Below are 15110 nucleotides of genomic sequence, written 5' to 3' on the forward strand. Positions count from 1 at the left end.
CCGTTCGCCCGGAGATCCCCCCAGAAGAAACGATTCGATTCCGTGATACGCGACACAGAAGTGCAGAGACACCCATGAACCTTTCCGTACACGTCGGACGTTCCCGGAAGGTCCGCATCGCGGCCGCCCTCCTCTCCCTGGCCGCGCTCGCGGCCTGCGGCCGGCAGCCCGCCGAGGGCTCCGACGCCGGCCCCAAGGCCGCCGCACCGACGACGCGCTTCACCGAGAACGGCGTCACCGTCACCCTCTCGGTGTCCGACTGGCGCGCCTCGAAGGGCACCGTCACCGCGGTGTTCACCCCCGAGCGCAAGGGGTTCCACCTCTACAGCATCGACCTGCCGGCCACCGGCATCGAGGACGTGGGCCGGCCGACGGCGATGACCGTGTCCGGGGCCCTCAAGGCGGAGGGCAGGCTGACGGCCGCCGAGGACGTACGGTCCATCAGCGTGCCCGGTGTCGACGCCCCGGTCCCGGTCTATCCCGACGGGCCGGTCACCACCACGCTCCCGGTCAGCGCCGACGGGAACGGGGAGGCGACCCTGCTGCTCGGCTACGCGAGCTGCAGTTCTCAGGACGGCTGCACCATCCCGGTCTCCGACCGCCCCGTGCGCCTGCGCGTCACCGGCGACGGTCCGGCCTTCGACGCCCCTTAGGGTCCGTCTTCCCCGACCCAGCCCCTAAGGTGTGCCCATGCCGAGCGTCCTGGTCGTCGAAGACGACCCCAACATCCGCCAGTCACTGATCGAGGTCCTGGCGGAGCACGGGTATGCCGTGCGCAGCGCCGGCGACGGGTTCGGCGCGCTGCGCGAGGTCACCCAGGCGCCCGTCGACGCGGTGGTCCTCGACCTGGGACTGCCCGATCTGGACGGAGGAGACGCCTTGCGGATGATCCGCGGCATATCCTCCGTGCCGGTGCTGGTGGCCACCGCCCGCGACGACGAGACCGAAATCATCAAGCTCCTCAACGCGGGCGCCGACGACTACCTGGTCAAGCCGTTCTCCGGCGGGCAGCTCGTCGCACGGCTCTCCGCCGTCCTGCGGCGCACGAGCCACCTCCCGCCGGCCGGAGCCCCGGCGGGCGCACCGGTGGCACCGGCCGCCGAACCGCTGCGCCCCACCACCGTGGGCGAGCTGGCCGTGGACCCGGGCGCGCGCACCGCGTACCTGGCCGGCCGGGAGCTGCGCCTCACCCGCCGGGAGTTCGACCTCCTGGCGTTCCTCGCCCACCACACCGGCCAGGTCGTCTCCAAGCGCCGCCTGCTGACCGAAGTGTGGCGCGAGCCGTACGTGGACGACCAGACCGTCGACGTGCACCTGTCGTCCCTGCGCCGCAAGCTGGGCGAACGCGCGGCGGCCCCGCGCTACCTGCTGACCGTCCGCGGCGTCGGCATCAAACTGGTGGCCCCGCGTTGAGACGCTCGCTGGCCGGAGTGGCCCTCGCGGTGACCTCCATGGTCGCCCTCTCCTTCCTCATACCGCTGGCCGCGCTGGTGATGTCGCTGGTCAAGGAACAGGGCGTCACCGCGGCCGAGCAGCGGGCCGCCGCCCTGGCGCCGGTCCTCGCGCTGACCACGGACCCGGCGGCCCTGCGGGAGTCGGCGGCGAGCCTGGACGCGGCCGAGCACCTGGTCGTCCATCTGCCGGACACCGGGCCCCTCGGCAGTTCCAAGGCGCCGGCCGCGCTGCTCGAACGGGCCCAGCGGGGACGCGAGTCCATCTCGCAGGAGGTTCCGCACGGCTGGATCTGCCTGCAGCCGGTGGTGCTGCCCGGCGAGCGGGTCGCCGTCATCGAGAACTTCGTTCCCGAGGAGGAACTGACCCGGGGGGTCAAGGAGTCCTGGGCGGTCATGCTCTTCCTCGCGGTGGGACTGATCGGCGGGTCCGTGCTGGTAGCCGACCGCCTCGGCGCGAAGGTCGTCAGGTCCTCGAAGCGGCTCGCGCAGGCCTCGCGCGCACTGGGCCAGGGCGACCTGGACACCCGTGTGGACCCGATGGGCCCCAGGGAACTGCGCGAGGCGGGCGTGGCCTTCAACGCGATGGCCCACCGGATGACCGAACTGCTCGCCGTGGAACGCGAACTCGTCGCCGACCTGTCCCACCGGCTGCGCACGCCGCTGACCGCCCTGCACCTGGCCTCGGAGCGGATGGCCGGCACTCCGGAATCGGCCAGGGTCGAGGCAGCGGTCGGGGAACTGGAGACGGAGCTCCAGGCCATCATCGCCACGGCGCGCACCCCGCTCGCCGTCGGGCCCATGGGCCAGGGCATGCTCGGCGCCGAACCCGCCACCGGCGAGCGGGCCACCGGCAACGGGGCTCCCGGTCCGCGCTGCGAGGCGGCCGACGTCGTACGCCGCCGCACGGCCTTCTGGGCGGTGCTGGCGGAGCAGCAGCAGCGGCCCTGCTGCCTCGACCTCACGCAGGAACCCACGGGCGTGGGCCTCTCCGAGGACGACGTGGCCGCCGTGGTGGACGCGCTCATCGGCAACATCTTCCGCCACACCCCGTCCGGGACCCCGTTCGGCGTCCACGTGGTGCGCACGGCCCACGCGGTGGAGCTGGTCGTGGAGGACGGCGGGCCGGGCATCCCGGATCCGGACCGGGCGCTGTCCCGTGGGAGCAGCACCGGTTCCACCGGGCTGGGGCTGGACATCGCGCAGCGGGCCGCGAGCGCCACGGGCGGCTCGATGCGCATCGCCCGCGGCCCCCTGGGGGGCGCGCACATCACGGTGACGTTCGCCCTGGCCACGCCGTCGCGGACGGGTCGGGGGCCCCGCCTCTCCCGCCGCCGGCCGACCTGGCGGGCGACCCGCCGGCCCCGGACGTCAGGCTGAGGACGGCCGCGGTGGCGGGACGCCGACGGCCGGCGCCGGAGGGCGACAGCGCGCCGGTCAGGAACGGGTCCAGTAGGCGTAGCCCTCCCCGGAGGCCGGCTCGCGGAGCCAGCTGCGGGTCTCGAAGCCGTCCAGGCGGCCGTGGCACACGGCCTCCCGTGACACCGTGACCCCGCCCCCGCCCATTAAGGCTGGGCAGGTGCCTTCCGGGCGTGCAGGACGTGGGCCTCCAGGGGCAGGGGGGTGCGGTCCAGCAGTTCGAGTCCGGCGTCGGTGAGCAGTCGGGCGTACTGGTCGGCACGGCGTTCGCGGCCTCCGACGTTGCACATCATGTGGAGGTCCCAGGCCGTGGCCAGCGAGGGGGAACCGTCGGCGGGCAGGAGGCGTTCGACGATCAGCAGGTCGGCGTGGGCCGGCATCGCGCGGGCACAGTGGCGCAGGATCTCCCGGCACCGGTCGTCGTCCCAGTCGTGGAGCACGCGGGAGAGGACGTAGACATCGCCGCCGTGGGGCACGTCCGCGAAGTCTCCGCTGCGGTAGTCGCAGCGGGCGCCGCACCCCGCGGCGTCCAGCGCGCGGCGGGCGGTCTCGACGGCGTGCGGGCGCTCCAGGAGCGTGCCGCGCAGAGACGGATGCGCGGTCAGGATGCGGCCGAGGAGCTCGCCGTTCCCGCCGGCCACGTCGACGACGGTCCGGGGGGCGGGTGCCTGGGCCGCGGCGGTGATCACCGGATGGGCGGGGAGCGGCCGGAACATGAGTGAACTCGCCGCCATGGAACGGTCGAAGAGGTCCGCGAGTTCCAGATCGCGGGCGAAGTGGTCGAAGTGGTTCTCCCCGAAGAGCTCGTCGAAGGCCGGCCTCCCGGTCCGTACGGTGTGGTCGAGCGCGGCGAAGGACCGGTAGAAGGGGCCCGCGTACATCAGTGCCAGCGGGCGCATGGAGTCCGGGGAGTCCGCGAGCAGCAGGCGGCCGAGCGGGGTGAGGCGGAAGCCGTCCTGCCCCTCGGGGTCCTCGGCCACGACGTCGAGCATCGCGAGGTAGCGCAGGAGCGTGGCCAGGCTGTCGGGGTGGGTTCCGGTGCGCCGGGCGAGTTCCCGGGTGCCGACGGCGGCGCCGGGTTCCATGGCCTCGGGCAGGCGCAGGCGGGCGAACGCGGCGAGGGCCTGGGTGGTCCACGCTCCCGTGAGGAGGTGGAGGAGCGTTTCGGCGGACCGGGCGTCGCCGTCCGGGCGCTCGTCGAGGCCGTCGAGGTGCGCGGCGAGGGCGTCGCGGTGGTCGCCCGGCGCGTAGAGCTCGAGCCGCCGGTAGTCGCACGCCGCGTCTGCGGGGGTGGTGAAGTACAGGACGGTGCCGTCCTCGTGCGGGTTGTACCCGCCGCCGTCGGGGCGGGCGCCGTGCCGGGCGAGTACCGCGCACAGGCCGTGCAGCGCCAGGGGGTCCGGGTGTTCCAGCTCGAAGGCGAGATGGGCCTCGTGGCCCCAGGCGCGTTCGTGCGCCGCGATCGGTGCCAGGTCGGAGTGCGCGGGCACCGGCAGGGTGAACACCTCCACCACGCGGCGCTCCCCGGCCGGGCCGTGGACGCGGGGGCGCAGGATCCGGACGTCGAGCTCGGCCGCGTCGCGGTGGTGGCGCCGGGCGAGCCGTGCCCGTACGACGACGCTGGGCTGTGCCGGGGTGTCGGCGGCGAGGCCGCACTCGACGAACCGGCCGCGCAGGTCCTGCGCGTCGGAGGGGAAGAGCAGCAGACCGACGTGGGCGAACCGGCAACGCGCGGCCACCGACTCCAGTTCCGCGCCGCACAGGCCGGGCAGCAGGAGGGGCAGCAGGCTGGCACTGTCGTGTTCCCGTACGAACGCGGTTGCCGCGCGCAGGCGGGCCGTGTCGTCGGGGACCGTCGTCTCGCCGGGAAGTACCGCTCCGGCGGGGAGGATCGATTCGTCGGGGAGGGTCGTCGTCATCGCGCAGATGTCCTATGGCCGGTGCTGGGGCATGGTGGGGTGGGGCGGAGCGGGGTGGGGCGGGGCCGGGTGGGCCGGGTGGGCCGGGTGGGCCGGGTGGGGCCGTGGTCACACGCCGACGTAGTTCTCGGCGAACCAGTCCTGGTGGGCGCGGGACGTGCGCAGGGAATCGAGGCGGGCGCGCCGCAGGGAGGCATGGAAGAACGATCCGCCTGACTGGTCCTGCCCGGGGATCGCGTGCAGCAGCCCGGTCATCCACTGGGTGAACTCCTGCGCGCGCCAGATGTGCGCCAGACACCGCGCCGAGTAACGGTCGAGGGCCGTGCCGTCCCCGGCGAGGGCCTCGGTCAGGGCTCCGGCCAGGATCTCCGCCTCCAGGACGGCGAGGTTCGCGCCCTTCGCGGCCGCCGGGGCGGTCAGGCTCGCCGCGTCGCCCGCCAGCAGGAGCGAGCCGTGGCGCAGCGGTTCGACGACGTCACAGGCCAGGTCGAGGACTCCGCGCTCGATGATCGGCCCCCGGTGCAGGGGGCCGTACTCGGTGGCGCGCATGCGCACGTCGAGCTCGTCCCAGATCCGCTCGTCGGACCAGGCGTCGGCGCGGGCGCCGCGCCGGCACTGCAGGTAGTAGCGCGTGACCTGCGGGCTACGGGCCATGTGCCCGGCGAAACCGCGGTCGTGGACGGCGTAGGCGACGGCGTCGAGGCTGGGCGGAGCTTCGGCGAGCAGACCGAGCCAGCTCACTCCGTGGTCGTGGTGGTGGCGCACCGCGTCGGGCGGGAGCGAGCGGCGGGCCGCTCCGTGCCGGCCGTCGCAGCCGGCGACGTACCGGGCGTCCCAACGGGTGGGGCGTCCGTCCGGCTCGCGGGTGGTGACGTAGGGCCGGGGGCCGTCGGCGTCGTGGACGGCGACCGCCTCGGTGCGGAAGCGGATGCGGCCGCCTGCGTCGAGGTAGCGCGTCAGGAGGTCGGTCACCAGGTTCTGCTGCGGGTAGACGGTGTGCTGCTCGCGGCGGCCCAGGGTGCCGTAGTCGAGGCGGAAACGGCCGTCGGCGGTGCGGAACTCGCACGTGCCGTGCGTGCGGCCGTCGCGGTGCAGCCCGTCGGCGAGACCGTGGCGGTCCAGGATCCGTACGGTGTTCGGGGCGAGGAAGCCGGCCCGGGCCCGGGTCTGGACATGGGAGCGGGCGGCGCGTTCGAGGACGACGCAGTCGATCCCGGCGGCGAGCAGGAGGTTCCCGAGCACGAGGCCGGCGGGGCCCGCTCCGAGAACGACGACATCGGCCGACTCACATAACGCTCGGCAATTCTGACTTTCTCTCATGGCGCGGGAATCATAAGCACTGAAAAGCGGGCAGATGATCAAGAGCAATTCGAATGCCGCAATCGAATGAAGATAGCCATATTCGTGGTGCGCGCCGGAGCCCCGCCCATCCCCCGAGGGCAGGGCACCGGCGCTTCCGCGGCGGCTACGCGCGCCTGCCGGCCCGTTCCGGCAGACGGGCGGACCACACCCGGCCCAGGTCCAGCACGCTCAGGCCGAACATCAGGACGCCCAGCGGGACATGGACCGACGGCACGCGCGCGATGCCGAGCACCACCTGTACCGAGGCGAGTACGAGGAAACCGGACGCGTACAGGATCGGACGGGGCGAACCGCCTCCCGGCCGCCACGCCAGGACCGCAGCGAGCACGTACAGCATCGACGCCCCGTACATCACGCGCGCTCCGACGCCGTGCAGCAATTCCCCGTGGGACGAGGACAGCAACAGTCCGGCCGTTGCCGCCTGGAAGAAGATGCCCGCCGTCTGCAGGGCTATCGCTACCTGCTGGAACGTCACCCTGCCCGGTGCTGCCGTCATCTGTGTGGCCATGGCGCGGTCCCCTCGTCTGCCTCGCGGCGGTGGATCGGTAGTGTCTCGTCCGTCCGACGACGCGGGCCCCCGAAGTGTGAGGCGAAGCATCGGCCTCACACTTCGGTGCGGTGTTTCGTCGGAGGGTCGAGAGCCGAAGCGGACGAGACGAACCAGGGAGCGGTCACGAGCATGAGCACCCCATCCGCGGCAGGGCACGACCGGTTGGATCCGGACCTGAGCGTGGTCGTCGGCGAGCGGCGCCAGCTGATCAACCTGGCCTACCGGCTGCTGGGTTCGCTGGCCGAGGCCGAGGACGCCGTGCAGGAGACGTACACCCGCTGGTACGCGATGTCGCGGCAGCAGCAGGAGGCCATCGAGTCGCCCGGCGCCTGGCTGACGACGGTGGCCGGCCGCATCTGCCTCGACGTGCTCGGCTCGGCACGGGCCCGGCGCGAGCGCTACGTCGGCGCGTGGATACCCGAGCCGCTGCCCGATCGTACGGAGTGGTTCAGCGGGCGGGCGGGCGACGGCGGCGGAGACCCGGACGACCCCGCCGACCGGATCACCCTGGACGAGTCGGTGAACATGGCCTTCCTCGTCGTGCTGGAGTCGATGACGCCGGCCGAACGCGTGGCGTTCATCCTGCACGACGTGTTCCGCTACCCCTTCCCCGAGGTCGCCGGGATCGTCGGCCGCACGCCCGCGGCCTGCCGCCAACTGGCCACCTCGGCCCGCCGACGGATGCGCGCCGCGCGGGCCCCGGCGACCGCGACGGCCGGACAGGCCGGTCTGGTAAGGGAGTTCAAGAAGGCGTGGGAGGCCAAGGACATCAAGGCGCTCGTCGGCCTGCTCGACCCCGCGGCCACGATGACGGCCGACGGTGGCGGCCTGGTCGGCACCGTCCTGCGCCCGGTCGAGGGCAGCGAGCGGATCGCCCAGTACCTGATCCACATCGCCGACAAGGCCCCCGGACTGACCCTCCTGGAACGGACGGTCAACGGCTCGCCCGGCCTGGTCGCCCAGCACTCCGGCGTCACCGTGACCGTGGCGGCGTTCAGCCTCACCGACGACCGCATCACCCGCATCTGGGCCGTGCGCAACCCGCAGAAGCTCCGACCGTGGACCGAGATCACCCGGAACTGACCCTCTCCCCGGCGTGGTTGGCCGGCCCGGCGGTAGGCGGTCCCGCCGACCACCGGCGTGCCGCTGCCGCGACTGACCGGCTCTGGATCGCGGCGGCGGCCGCGAAGGCGGAGGTAGGCCCGGAACGCCTGCGGGCGGTCCCCTCCGTAGTGCCTGATGAGCGGAGTGCGTGCGGCCAGGCCGGCCGTTTCGGCCCCGGTAGGCGTGCCCGCCGCGAGCACGAACAGCCCGAGGCCGTCCGCGAGGAGGAAGCCGGCCGTGGCCGGCGCCGGGACGACGAGGGTGGCCGCATGGACCTTGCCGAAAGTGGGCGCGTGGCAATCTCTTCAGGACCCGCCAGGGCACCTCGTCAGGGCATCTCGTCGGGGTCGCAGCTGGCTCGACGCAGGCCGATCGTGCGGAGGGCCCTCATCAGGGCTTCGGCGTCTCCCTCGCGCACGACGTGGACGGCCCCCTCGACCGCCAGGCCGGACACCGCGCGGGGCATGCGGGCCGCGGCCGTGCGCAGCACCACGCCGCTCGGCGGATCCAGGGCGCGCACCCCCTGGAAGACACGCAAGACGCCCGGATCCGCGTCGAGGCTGTCGAGCGCGGCCGGCAGGGACAGGACCGTGATGTCGGGCAGGAGGACACGGGCGTGCGCGAGCGCGACGGCAGGATCGTGCGCGTGGGATACGACCCGGAAGTGGGGGTTGCGCTGGATCCCCGAGCGCAGCAGCTCCAGCTGCTCCCCGTCGGGCACCCCGACCACCAACACCGTCATCACCTGTTCCATCCTGCGCCCCGGCAGGGCACGGGGCGACCCGGGACACGGGGCGGGACCCGCCGAGCGGCTGATGGAGGCGCACCCCCAACTGGACGCCGGCCTCGTGCGGGCCTCCGTCCAGACGGCGTACAACGAGCTCAGGTACGCACGCGTCCGCGCCTACCTGCCGGTCCTGGTGGAACGCCGAGCCAGGGACCTGCTCCCCTGCGGCAAACAGCCGGGCGCGTCCAGCATGACCGAGGCAGGGCCCCTAGCCTGAGTGCGCGGCCCTTGCCTAGCACCCGCACATGTGCGCGTCGCCCGGCCGGCCCACAGGGCCCTGGCCGGCCGGGCCTGCTCCCTTCAGGTGTTCAGGAGTCGGTTGAAGAACGACCGGTAGTGCTGCAGTGCCAGCCGCAGCTCCTCGGTCGCGACCTGCTCGCCCTGGCCCCACTGCCCCTCCAGCCCCTGCTTGTGGGCGGCGAAGGTACGGGCGAGGGTCTGCATCACCTCGGCGACGAGGGCGTCCGCCGACCTCACCGCCTCCTGCGGGTCGTCGACGAAGCGGCCCTGGATCTCGTTCCAAGCCTTGCGGTAGTCCGCTGTGTCCTCGGCACCGAGCAGCGGCTCGTCAGCGCCCCCTGCTCCTCCCGCTCCCCCGGCGGCCTCCGCCCCGTCGCTCCCCTGGGTCCGGTCCGTCAGGCGCTCGTCGCCGTTCTCGCCGGTCCCGGGCTCATCGGCGGCCGCGTCCATGGTGGCCTCCCCCGGGTACACGGGCGCCGTCCGCCCGCCGGCCGTGCCGACATCGCTGCCCACATCCCTGTCGGCATCCCTGTCCTCATCCCTGTCCGGATCCCTGTCGGCGTCCGCCGCCGGCACCGGATGGGCGATGTCCTCCGTCGTGATGCCGGCCTCGCCGACCCGTTCCTCGTCGCTTCCGTGGCTGCGCATCTCACCGGCTCCTCTGGTCGGTCAGGAGGTCGTCGAACAGGGCGCGGTAGTGGACCATCGCCCCACGGAGTTCCTCGGTCGTCGTCCGCTGGTCGGCGCTGCGCACCTTGACGTCGTGGGCGGCCCGGTAGTGCTCCAGGGTCCGGCCGTGTTCGACGGAGAGGTCACGCAGGCGGCCGCGGTAGTCGTCCGTCGGGTATCCCCGCTCGCGCATCAGCCGCGACACCAGCTCGTCGGCCTCCTCCACGGAGTCCTCCGGCCGGTCCACGAAATGCTCCTGGACGGTGCTCCACTCGGCCGCGTACCGGTCCCGCCGCTCGACGGGCAGTTCCTTGATCTCCAGCTGGTCGTGGCGTTGCTCGCGGTCGCGCAGCTCGCGCTCCGCGGCCATGCGGCCGCCCTCCGCCTCGACCGTGCGGTCGTATTCGGGTCCGAACCTGTTCTGCAGGTGCCGACGTCGCGCCATCATCCACAGGGCGACCGTGAGCGCGATCACGACGATCGCTGCGACCACGATGACGGCGATGAGTGTGCTGGTTGACATGTTCGGCCTCCGTTCCGGGGCCTCGTCGGATTCATTGACGCGGCTGCCCCTGTCTCCGCCGGGCAAACCCGCTCGGGGCGGCCCGGGCGGGGGGCGCGCGGTTCGAGGAGGATCTGCCGGGTAGCCGCTCAGCCGTGAGAGGAGTGCCCATGCCCAAGACCGGGCTCGATGCCTTCACCGGCGTACTGGACGGCCCGATGTACGTGGTCACGGTCGCGGCCGGCGGCGAGCGCGCGGGATGCCTGGTGGGGTTCGCCTCCCAGTGTTCGATCCGCCCGCCGCGCTTCGTCGTGTGGCTGTCCACGGCCAATCGCACCTACCGGGTGGCGCGCGGGGCCGCGTACCTCACCGTGCACGTGCTGCGCCGGGACCAGCACGGCCTGGCGGAGCTGTTCGGCGGCGAGACCGGCGACCGGGTGGACAAGCTCGCGCAGGTCTCCTGGTGGCCCAGCGGCCACGGCAGTCCGGTGCTGTCGGACGTGCGCACCTGGTTCGTCGGCAGGATCGAGGGGCAGATCGAGGGCGGCGACCACGTGGGTTTCCTGCTGGCACCCGTCGAGGAGGGCCCGCCGGAGGACGGGGAGGGAAACGGGGACGGTGCCGACGGGTCCGACGCACGGTTGCTGCGCTACAGCGACGCCGATGACATCTCGCCCGGCCACCCCGCGTGACGGCGGCGCGGGCTCACGGCCGTGCCGAGGACCCGACGCTCACTGCCGGTGCTCGGCGAAGGGGCTGCTGTCGAGGTGCGCGAGCAGGTCGGCGGGGTGCCGGTAGACGGCGCGGGCCCCGGCCTCCTCCAGGTCCCGCCGCGGGATGCCGCCGCAGAGCAGCCCCACGCACGCGACCTCGGCCCGGGAGGCCGCCTGCATGTCCCAGACCGTGTCGCCGACGAAGACGGCGTCGCGCGCGGCGGCGTCGGCGAGGCCGAGGGCGTGCTGCACCTGGTCGGGTGCCGGCTTGCCCTCGCTCACGTCTTGCGAGCTCGCCGTCGCGGTGATGGCGTCGTCCGCCCCGACGGCCCTCCTGAGCGCGTCGAGCTCGGCGTCCTTCGCCGAGGTCACGAGCACGACCCGCCAGCCCCGGCGGTCCAGCTCGCGCAGCAGCTCGGCCGCCGCGTCCAGCGGGGGCAGCCGGTCGAAGTACGTGCCGTAGAGGGTGGTGTGCGCGGCGTTGAGCGCGTCGTCCTCGCCCGTGTCCCGGTCCTCGCCCAGCAGGTGGGCGAGGAGGTCCTCGCCGGGCAGTCCGATCGCGCGGTGGATGTCGTGCATCGCCACGTCGTGACCCGCCTGTCGGAAGGCCTCCCACCAGCACACGACGTGCAGGTGATTGGTGTCGGCGAGGGTGCCGTCCACGTCGAACAGTGCGGCACGGTTCATGTCCGCCTCCCGCGGTGCTCGGCAGCCGGGACCGCCCGGACCGGCAGGGGCGAACGCAGGGCGCTGCGCCCCTGGTCCCAGGCCTCCCGGATATGGGCCGCGAGGCGGTCCTCCAGCAGGACGGTCGCCGCGCACCCGAAGGCGACGTCCGCCTCGAGGCCGGGCTCGTCGGCGAGGAGGCCTGCGACGACCTCGTGGCGTACGACCTGTTCGTGGACGGCGTCGGCCTCCACGTGTTCGGCGTAGAAGTGCTCGGCGGCGGGTCCCGCCCCGCAGCGCCGCATGGCCTTGGCCAGGCGTCTGGACCCGGGCGAGGAGGTGATCTCGACGCATGCGAAGTGGCCGATGAGAGCGCCGCGCGAGGCCCGGTGGAGACCGAGGAGTGACATGAGGTTGACGGTCGCGAGCAGGGGCGCGGGCGCGCGGTCCAGGTAGTGGCCGTACGCGGGATCCAGGCCGAGGTCGGTCATCAGGGCCGCGAAGAGCTCCGCGTGGACGCGGTCGGCGCGGCCGGCACCGAACTCGTCGTACTCGATGGCGACCATGGCGGCCTTGGCCCGTCCGGTGAGCCGGGGGATGACCCAGGCGTGCGGGTCCGCCTCCTTGCGGTGGTAGAGGGAGCGCAGGGCGGCGTACTCGCGCAACTGCCAGAGTTGCCCCTCCGTTTCGAGGTGGTGGCTGAGGCTGCCGGAGAGGTCGACGGGCTCGACGAGGAGCGGGGCGAAGGCCTCTTCGACCGTTCGGGGAGCGTCGGACAGCTCGGTGCGCAGGGCGTGGAGCATCCGGGTTTCGAGGGCTCCGCGCAGGCGCAGCAGGTCCGCGTCCCATTCGCGTTCGTCGTCCACGCCGTCGAAGCCGCGGTAGTGCAGTTCGTAGAGGAGGTAGAGAGCGAGCTGGAGGTCCTCACCCCACGGATCGGCCTTCAGCACGGCCCCGGTGGCGTACGCGGGCGGGCCGCCGGACCGCAGGGCCTCGGCCACGGCCTCGGACAGCGGGCCCCGCCCCTCGGGCAGGCGGGGGCCTGGGGCGGGAGCGGTCGTGCCGGGGCCGGGAGGGGTCATCAGGGTCATCGCGGGGTCCTGTCCTCGTGCGCCGGCGGGTCGGCCCGCTCGCGACGTCGGTGGCTGGTGTCGCACCAGGGGTACGTACGGCTGCGGCGGCAGGTGCAGACCGCGACCATGAAGCGGTCGGAGCGGGCGACGGTCCCGTCGGCCAGGACCATCTCGACCGGTCCCTCGACGAGGACCGGGCCCTGGGGATCCACGGACACCCGGCGGGGGTCCCGGCGCGGGTCCGGGCGGGGGGCGCTCTCAGAGGTTCCGGGCACGGATGACCACCAGCTCTTCCCACTCCTCGGCCTCGTCGGCCAGTCCCTGACTCTGCAGCCAGGCCCGTCGTGAACGCAGGACCGGCCCCCACGGCACGGAGGCCCTGACCGTGACCTCCGCCGCCAGCCCAGCGCCGGCCAGCCGGTCCACGGTCGCCTCGGCCCCGCACATGCCCGAGTGCACCAGGAGCAGCACGCCGCCGGGGCGCAGCAGGTCGGGGGCGCTCGTGCAGATGCGGTCGATGATCCCGCGCCCGTCGGGGCCGGCGTCCCAGGCCCGCTCCGGCCCGCGCGAGGGGAGTCGGGTCCCCGGTGCGGGGACGTACGGCGGATTCGCGACGACCAGGTCGTAGCGGCGCCCGGCGGTGCGGGCGGCGAAGTCCCCGTGCAGGACGCGCAGGGGCAGGCGCCGGCGCAGCGCGTTCAGTCGCGCCGTGAGCACGGCGGGCCAGGAGACGTCGACCGCCGTGACGCGGGCTCCCCTCCCGGCGGCGTGCAGGGCGAGGGCCCCGGTGCCGGTGCCGATCTCCAGGGCCTCGGTCCGCGGCCCGAGCTCCTCGTGGGCGAGCGCCTGCGCGAGGAGGCGGGTGTCCGCCTGGGGCCGGTAGACACCCGGCAGCGCGATGAGGCCGAGCGGCAGGGTGCCCGGGGTGAGAGTCGTACTGGACACCGCGTACCTCCGGGGTCGAGCGCGGGTCCGGCAGTGGCGGGCCCGCGTCATGGTTGGGAATGTGCGGCTGCCCCGTCAGCCGGTCCCCATCCGGAATCGCGTCGATCTTCGGAGGATCACACGGAAATCGATTCGGAACGGAGCGGCCGGTGAGCGTGCGGCGCGCCCACCGGCCCGTTCGACCGCGGGTCACGGCCCGGCGCCATGGCCGGGTCTACCGTGGAAGGGTCCCGTCCCACCTGAGCGGCAGATGAGGCTGACAGCTGTGTCGACGTCGAGCCACGAGATCTTCGGTGCCCCGTGCTGGGTCAGCCTGCTGGCCCGGGATCTCGGCTCCGCCCAGCGGTTCTACGGTGCCGTGCTCGGCTGGGAATTCCGTCCCACGCACCTGGGGCACGGCATGATGGTCGCCTTCCGCGACGGGGCTCCCGTGGCGGGTGTCGGCACGCTCGGCGGGAGCGCCGCCGCACCGGTGGTGTGGACGCCGTACTTCGCCGTCGACGACGCCGACGTGGCCGCCTCGCGGATCCGTGAACGCGGCGCCACCATGGCGGTCGGCCCCCTCGCCTTCGGCACCGGCCGGGCCGCCCTCGCGGCGGACCCCGCCGGGGCCGTCTTCGGCTTCTGGCAGGGCGAGGTCGTCCCCGACTGGTCCGTCGGACGGGGAAGCGCCCCGGCCTGGCTGGAACTGCGGACCCGTGACGCGTTCGCCGCGGCCATCTTCTACGGGGAGGTGCTCGACTGGGGCAGCGAGCAGCCGTCCTGCTGCACGGTCTCCTACGAGCACGACCACGTCGTCCTGCGCCACGGCCGCGACACCGTCGCCCGCATCAGCGGCGGCGCGCTCGAAGCGGCGCCCGACCCCGAGGTGCGCCCCCGATGGCACGTCCACTTCCGCGTGCCGGACCTCGAAGCCGCGGTCGACGCCGCGTCCCGCCTGGGCGGCCGGACCGCCTCCCCCGTGCAGACGTCCAGCATGAGCCGCTGGGTCGTCCTCGCCGATCCCGAAGGGGCGCTCTTCACCGTGGTGGCGCCCCAGGACACGCGCGACTGACCGGCCCGGCCGGCCGGAGCCGTGGCCCGGAGCCGTGGCCCGGGGCCGCGCGTCCGGGACGGAACCCGGCCTGGTCCCGTCCTCCTGGCGTCACCTCGGCACGCGCCCTCACACACCACACGTCAGCAGGAATCGGCTGACACGAGTCGCGAGGCCCACGTGCCGCTGTGGACGAGCCGGGTCGAGGACGTCGCACCGGACCGGGCCCGGCAGCGGATGTCCGACCTTCAGTGGCGGCGTGCGCAGGTCCAGGCCCCCATGCCCTGGATCCTGGCGAGTCTGCGCGCCGTCGCGATCTGCTCCTCCTTCGTGGCGAGGTCGGCGCGCGGTGCGTACTTGCGGCCGCCGGCCGCCTTCCAGCTCGACTGGGTGAACTGCAGTCCGCCGTAATGGCCGTTGCCCGTATTGGCCCGCCAGTTCCCGCCGGACTCACATCGGGCGATGGCATTCCAGTCGGGTTTCGGTCTCGAGTGGACGGCGGCGGCGTGGGCCCCGGACGCGTCCAACAAGGCCACGGTCAACAAGACAGCCGAGGCAAGCAGTTGACCGAGCATGCGCCGGCTGCGCCGGTCCTTCCGGTGGTACGACATCAGTCCTCCTTCGCTGTTGGGCGGACCTGCCGCGAACAGCGGGCGGGCCCGTGTACGACCGCCTTC

General features: G+C 73.5%; 18 protein-coding genes. 7 read left to right on the forward strand and 11 right to left on the reverse strand.

Features of this window, described 5'->3' with window-relative positions:
• The first annotated feature begins 74 nt into the window (after positions 1–74).
• The 3 genes from ACZ6JT_RS02465 to ACZ6JT_RS02475 are packed head-to-tail and all read left to right on the forward strand — an operon-like array spanning position 75 to position 2831.
• A complete protein-coding gene (locus ACZ6JT_RS02465) occupies positions 75–653 on the forward strand; it encodes a hypothetical protein (protein ID WP_469206348.1) in 579 nt (192 codons plus the stop codon).
• 37 nt (positions 654–690) lie between these two features.
• Positions 691–1413 (forward strand): response regulator transcription factor, encoded by a 723-nt coding sequence (locus ACZ6JT_RS02470; RefSeq protein ID WP_469206350.1) that lies wholly within the window; start codon positions 691–693, stop codon positions 1411–1413.
• On the forward strand, positions 1410–2831 hold the full coding sequence (locus ACZ6JT_RS02475) for a sensor histidine kinase (protein ID WP_469206352.1): 1422 nt from the start codon (positions 1410–1412) through the stop codon (positions 2829–2831). The genes ACZ6JT_RS02470 and ACZ6JT_RS02475 overlap by 4 nt, the downstream gene beginning before the upstream one ends.
• A 185-nt stretch (positions 2832–3016) precedes the next feature.
• On the opposite strand, the gene ACZ6JT_RS02480 is transcribed toward ACZ6JT_RS02475, so the two are convergent.
• The 3 genes from ACZ6JT_RS02480 to ACZ6JT_RS02490 form a co-directional block, all read right to left on the reverse strand.
• The gene (locus tag ACZ6JT_RS02480; RefSeq protein ID WP_469206354.1) at positions 3017–4789 is read right to left on the reverse strand and encodes a methyltransferase; all 1773 of its coding nucleotides are present in this window, start codon (positions 4787–4789) and stop codon (positions 3017–3019) included.
• A 108-nt stretch (positions 4790–4897) separates the two neighbouring features.
• Positions 4898–6109 carry a 4-hydroxybenzoate 3-monooxygenase gene (locus ACZ6JT_RS02485; protein ID WP_469206356.1) on the reverse strand — a complete coding sequence of 404 codons (1212 nt, stop codon included), beginning with the start codon at positions 6107–6109 and terminating at the stop codon, positions 4898–4900.
• A gap of 145 nt (positions 6110–6254) precedes the next feature.
• On the reverse strand, positions 6255–6659 hold the full coding sequence (locus ACZ6JT_RS02490) for a hypothetical protein (protein ID WP_469206358.1): 405 nt from the start codon (positions 6657–6659) through the stop codon (positions 6255–6257).
• Positions 6660–6830: 171 nt separating this feature from the next.
• Between ACZ6JT_RS02490 and sigJ the strand changes: the two genes are divergently transcribed.
• On the forward strand, positions 6831–7784 hold the full coding sequence (sigJ, locus tag ACZ6JT_RS02495; protein WP_469206360.1) for an RNA polymerase sigma factor SigJ: 954 nt from the start codon (positions 6831–6833) through the stop codon (positions 7782–7784).
• 349 nt (positions 7785–8133) lie between these two features.
• Here sigJ and ACZ6JT_RS02500 read toward each other — a convergent pair whose 3' ends face one another.
• A complete protein-coding gene (locus ACZ6JT_RS02500; protein WP_469206362.1) occupies positions 8134–8547 on the reverse strand; it encodes a response regulator in 414 nt (137 codons plus the stop codon).
• A gap of 73 nt (positions 8548–8620) precedes the next feature.
• Between ACZ6JT_RS02500 and ACZ6JT_RS02505 the strand changes: the two genes are divergently transcribed.
• Positions 8621–8809: a three-helix bundle dimerization domain-containing protein gene (locus ACZ6JT_RS02505; protein WP_469206364.1), complete on the forward strand. Its 189-nt coding sequence runs from the start codon at positions 8621–8623 to the stop codon at positions 8807–8809.
• An 83-nt stretch (positions 8810–8892) separates the two neighbouring features.
• On the opposite strand, the gene ACZ6JT_RS02510 is transcribed toward ACZ6JT_RS02505, so the two are convergent.
• Positions 8893–9480, reverse strand: a complete 588-nt coding sequence (locus tag ACZ6JT_RS02510; protein WP_469206366.1) for a hypothetical protein — start codon at positions 9478–9480, stop codon at positions 8893–8895.
• A 1-nt stretch (position 9481) separates the two neighbouring features.
• Entirely contained in the window at positions 9482–10024 is a 543-nt protein-coding gene (locus ACZ6JT_RS02515) for a hypothetical protein (protein ID WP_469206368.1), read from the reverse strand.
• 149 nt (positions 10025–10173) lie between these two features.
• Between ACZ6JT_RS02515 and ACZ6JT_RS02520 the strand changes: the two genes are divergently transcribed.
• Complete coding sequence (locus tag ACZ6JT_RS02520) at positions 10174–10695, forward strand: flavin reductase family protein (RefSeq protein ID WP_469206371.1); 522 nt, start codon at positions 10174–10176, stop codon at positions 10693–10695.
• 39 nt (positions 10696–10734) lie between these two features.
• Here the strand turns inward: ACZ6JT_RS02520 and ACZ6JT_RS02525 are convergent, their stop codons facing one another.
• From ACZ6JT_RS02525 to ACZ6JT_RS02540, 4 genes are read right to left on the reverse strand one after another with little or no spacing between them, the layout of a single operon-like run.
• Complete coding sequence (locus tag ACZ6JT_RS02525) at positions 10735–11403, reverse strand: HAD family hydrolase (RefSeq protein WP_469206373.1); 669 nt, start codon at positions 11401–11403, stop codon at positions 10735–10737.
• Entirely contained in the window at positions 11400–12464 is a 1065-nt protein-coding gene (locus ACZ6JT_RS02530) for an iron-containing redox enzyme family protein (protein WP_469208143.1), read from the reverse strand. Before ACZ6JT_RS02530 ends, ACZ6JT_RS02525 begins: the two co-directional genes overlap by 4 nt.
• 5 nt (positions 12465–12469) lie before the next feature.
• Positions 12470–12673 (reverse strand): CDGSH iron-sulfur domain-containing protein, encoded by a 204-nt coding sequence (locus ACZ6JT_RS02535; protein WP_469206375.1) that lies wholly within the window; start codon positions 12671–12673, stop codon positions 12470–12472.
• 40 nt (positions 12674–12713) lie between these two features.
• Positions 12714–13400 (reverse strand): HemK2/MTQ2 family protein methyltransferase, encoded by a 687-nt coding sequence (locus tag ACZ6JT_RS02540; protein WP_469206377.1) that lies wholly within the window; start codon positions 13398–13400, stop codon positions 12714–12716.
• Between the two features lie 316 nt (positions 13401–13716).
• Here ACZ6JT_RS02540 and ACZ6JT_RS02545 point away from each other — a divergent pair, with 316 nt between their 5' ends.
• Positions 13717–14454: a VOC family protein gene (locus tag ACZ6JT_RS02545; RefSeq protein ID WP_469208146.1), complete on the forward strand. Its 738-nt coding sequence runs from the start codon at positions 13717–13719 to the stop codon at positions 14452–14454.
• A gap of 227 nt (positions 14455–14681) precedes the next feature.
• Here the strand turns inward: ACZ6JT_RS02545 and ACZ6JT_RS02550 are convergent, their stop codons facing one another.
• Positions 14682–15044: a transglycosylase family protein gene (locus ACZ6JT_RS02550; RefSeq protein ID WP_469206379.1), complete on the reverse strand. Its 363-nt coding sequence runs from the start codon at positions 15042–15044 to the stop codon at positions 14682–14684.
• Between the last annotated feature and the right edge of the window lie 66 nt (positions 15045–15110).

This window comes from Streptomyces sp. NPDC046308 (assembly GCF_055588065.1).

Bases quoted from the DNA above. Each gene is read 5' to 3' on its own strand.
- ACZ6JT_RS02465 (WP_469206348.1), top strand. From the start codon at position 75: ATGAACCTTTCCGTACACGTCGGACGTTCCCGGAAGGTCCGCATCGCG.
- ACZ6JT_RS02470 (WP_469206350.1), top strand. From the start codon at position 691: ATGCCGAGCGTCCTGGTCGTCGAAGACGACCCCAACATCCGCCAGTCA.
- ACZ6JT_RS02480 (WP_469206354.1), bottom strand. From the start codon at position 4,789: ATGACGACGACCCTCCCCGACGAATCGATCCTCCCCGCCGGAGCGGTA.
- ACZ6JT_RS02485 (WP_469206356.1), bottom strand. From the start codon at position 6,109: ATGAGAGAAAGTCAGAATTGCCGAGCGTTATGTGAGTCGGCCGATGTC.
- ACZ6JT_RS02490 (WP_469206358.1), bottom strand. From the start codon at position 6,659: ATGGCCACACAGATGACGGCAGCACCGGGCAGGGTGACGTTCCAGCAG.
- sigJ (WP_469206360.1), top strand. From the start codon at position 6,831: ATGAGCACCCCATCCGCGGCAGGGCACGACCGGTTGGATCCGGACCTG.
- ACZ6JT_RS02500 (WP_469206362.1), bottom strand. From the start codon at position 8,547: ATGACGGTGTTGGTGGTCGGGGTGCCCGACGGGGAGCAGCTGGAGCTG.
- ACZ6JT_RS02505 (WP_469206364.1), top strand. From the start codon at position 8,621: ATGGAGGCGCACCCCCAACTGGACGCCGGCCTCGTGCGGGCCTCCGTC.
- ACZ6JT_RS02510 (WP_469206366.1), bottom strand. From the start codon at position 9,480: ATGCGCAGCCACGGAAGCGACGAGGAACGGGTCGGCGAGGCCGGCATC.
- ACZ6JT_RS02515 (WP_469206368.1), bottom strand. From the start codon at position 10,024: ATGTCAACCAGCACACTCATCGCCGTCATCGTGGTCGCAGCGATCGTC.
- ACZ6JT_RS02520 (WP_469206371.1), top strand. From the start codon at position 10,174: ATGCCCAAGACCGGGCTCGATGCCTTCACCGGCGTACTGGACGGCCCG.
- ACZ6JT_RS02525 (WP_469206373.1), bottom strand. From the start codon at position 11,403: ATGAACCGTGCCGCACTGTTCGACGTGGACGGCACCCTCGCCGACACC.
- ACZ6JT_RS02530 (WP_469208143.1), bottom strand. From the start codon at position 12,464: ATGACCCCTCCCGGCCCCGGCACGACCGCTCCCGCCCCAGGCCCCCGC.
- ACZ6JT_RS02550 (WP_469206379.1), bottom strand. From the start codon at position 15,044: ATGTCGTACCACCGGAAGGACCGGCGCAGCCGGCGCATGCTCGGTCAA.